The organism is Cellulomonas septica (assembly GCF_012396155.1).
Classification (GTDB): Bacteria; Actinomycetota; Actinomycetes; order Actinomycetales; family Cellulomonadaceae; genus Cellulomonas; species Cellulomonas septica.
This window is the reverse complement of the sequence record NZ_JAAXOY010000508.1, coordinates 1-2,615: the sequence shown is the minus strand read 5'-3', so window position 1 is coordinate 2,615 and position 2,615 is coordinate 1. Positions and strand designations below refer to the sequence as shown.

The window sequence follows — 2,615 nt, the reverse complement described above, 5'->3', positions numbered from 1 at the left end:
CCCACTGCCGGCACAGCTCGCGCGCACCGCCGGCCGGCAGGGTGTCGCCGTGGCCGGCCGCGCGGAGCTGGTCGAGGGCGTCGCCGATCTCGGTGTGCGCGTCGGCGACGGCGACCGTCGGGCGCTCGGCGGTGAACGTCACGGAGAGCAGCGCGACGACCAGCGGGGCGTGCCGCTTGTGCAGCAGGTCCAGCATCGGGTTCTGGAACGCCCGGACCGCACCCAGGTACGCACCTTCGACACGAGAGATCATCGCCGCACAGCGTAGGTGGCGCGGGCACCCCGCCCGGACCACGGTCCCCCGCGTGCCGCGGTGGGCGCGCCCGTCGTCGAATCGCTTCACCGGCTGTCGCGCGGCGTCCCGTGCTCGGTAGGCAGGGGGCGCCGTCGCCGAGCCGGGTCGGCACCCACCGACGAAGGGACCCCGCGTGCGACCGCTGCGCACCGCCCTGACGCTCACCGCGATCGCGACCGTCGTCGTGCTGGCTCCCGGCGCCGCCGCCGCGCCCGCCGACGACGGCCTCGACGCCACCGTGCACACCGCAGGCCGCGTCGTCGCCACCGGCAGCACCTGGCAGCACGCGTGGCCGGGCGTCTACTTCGAGGGACGGTTCCGCGGCACGGGCGTCGGCGTCGTGCTCGACGACGCGTACGGCGACTACGACGTCGCCGTCGACGGCCGCACCGTCGCGACGCTCGTCACCCCGGGCGCGACGACGTACCGGGTGACCGGGCTGAGCGCGGGCGAGCACACCGTCCGCGTCGTCAAGCGCAGCGAGGTCCCGTGGGCCACGAGCACGTTCGGCGGGTTCGTGCCCGTCGACGGCTCGCAGGTCCTGCCCGCGCCGCCCGCGCGCGACCTCCAGCTCGAGCTCGTCGGCGACTCCTACACCGCCGGGTACGGCAACACGTCGGCGAGCCGCGAGTGCACGGGCGACGAGGTCACCCGGACCACGAACGCCGACCTGTCCTTCGGCGCGCTCACCGCGCGCGCGCTCGGCGCGGACTACCAGGTGAACGCGTTCTCGGGTCGCGGCATGGTGCGCAACTACGCGGGCGGCGAGCCCGGTACGAGCTACCGCACCTACGAGGACCGGGCGCTGCCGTTCGTCGACGCCCCGTGGGACCGCCCCGCGTCCTGGCACCCCGACGCCGTCGTCGTCGGGCTGGGGATCAACGACTTCTCGACGCCGCTGAACGCCAACGAGGCCTGGCCGACGACGGCCGCGCTGCGCGAGGCGTGGGTCGCGGCCTACCACGGCTACCTCGACACGCTCCGAGCGCGGTACGGGCCCGACACCTGGCTCGTCGTGAGCGCCACCGACGTCCACACCGGCACCGACCTGCCCGACCTGGCGCAGCGCGTGGTCGACGAGCGTCACGCCGACGGCGACGACCGGGTGCGCTACTGGTACTACGGCGGCGCCGGGCTCGACTACGGCGGCTGCCACTGGCACCCGTCGGTGCGCGACCACGAGGTCGTCGCGGCGCAGCTCACGACCTTCCTGCGCGGGCTGGGGCTCGGCACCGGACCGACGCCCACCCCGACGCCCACCCCGACGCCGACCGTCACGCCCACGCCCACCGCCACGCCCACGCCCACGCCCGCGCCCACGCCCACGCCCACGCCCACCGTGACCCCCACGCCGTCCCCGTCACCGACCGTCACCCACACCATGCCGCCCGCGGGGTGCCGCGCGACGCTCACCGTCGGCGGCACGTGGCCCGGCGGCTACCAGGCGTCGGTCGAGGTCACGGCGATCACGCCGCTGACGCGCTGGACGACGAGCCGCGCGCTCCCGCCCGGCGGTGCGGTGACCCAGCTGTGGTCCGGTGTCGCCACGACGACGGACGGCGTGCTCGTCGTCCGCAACGCGGAGTGGAACGGCACCCTCGCGCCCGGCCGCTCGACGGTCTACGGGTTCCTCGGCACGGGCACCCCGCCGCCCGCCGGACCGGTCGGCTGCACCCCCTGACCCGCCCGCGTCGACGGGGTCGACCGCCCGACCGGCGCGCAGCAGACGGGTGACGCTGTCGTCACGGTTCGGTCTCGGGCGTCCGCGCAGGCCTGCGCGTGCGGCACGCTGCGGCTGCCGGCACGACGACCTGGAGGACGCATGGCCCACGCGGGCGACCGTCGACGCACCGACGACGCCCTGCGCTGGCTGTCCCACCCGTCGACGTGCGTCGCCGTCGTCGTGCTGCTCGTCAACGACCACGTGCTCAAGGGCGCCGTGGGCGCGTGGTGGACGGGCAGGCTGTCCGACGCGGCCGGGCTCCTCGTCGCGCCGCCGCTCGTCGCGCTCGCCCTCGCCGTCGTCGGACGGCGGCAGCGGCCGGCACGCACGCAGGCCGCCGTGGCCGTCGCCGTCGTCGGTGCCCTGTTCGCCGTCGTGAAGCTCACGGGGACCGGTGCGGCGGTCGCCTCCGCGGCGTGGTCGCTCGTCGACGCGCCCGGCGTCGTGCTCCGCGACCCCGGCGACCTGCTCGCGCTGCCGGTCCTCGTGGCGGCGTGGTGGGTCGGTGCCCGCGGCCCGACGTCCCGCGTCGCACCGGGCGGCCGGGCACCCGCGCGATGGCTGGTGGTCCTCCCCGTCGCCGTGCTCGCGACGGTG

General features: G+C 76.5%; 3 protein-coding genes. 2 read left to right on the top strand and 1 reads right to left on the bottom strand.

Annotated features, from left to right (window positions below):
- On the bottom strand, positions 1 to 253 hold a 253-nt coding region (locus tag HGA02_RS15815), incomplete at its 3' end, for a DUF3375 family protein (protein ID WP_168680038.1).
- A gap of 175 nt (positions 254 to 428) precedes the next feature.
- Here HGA02_RS15815 and HGA02_RS15810 point away from each other — a divergent pair.
- A complete protein-coding gene (locus HGA02_RS15810; RefSeq protein ID WP_343035521.1) occupies positions 429 to 1,976 on the top strand; it encodes a cellulose binding domain-containing protein in 1,548 nt (515 codons plus the stop codon).
- Between the two features lie 141 nt (positions 1,977 to 2,117).
- On the top strand, positions 2,118 to 2,615 hold a 498-nt coding region (locus HGA02_RS15805; RefSeq protein ID WP_210728663.1), incomplete at its 3' end, for a hypothetical protein.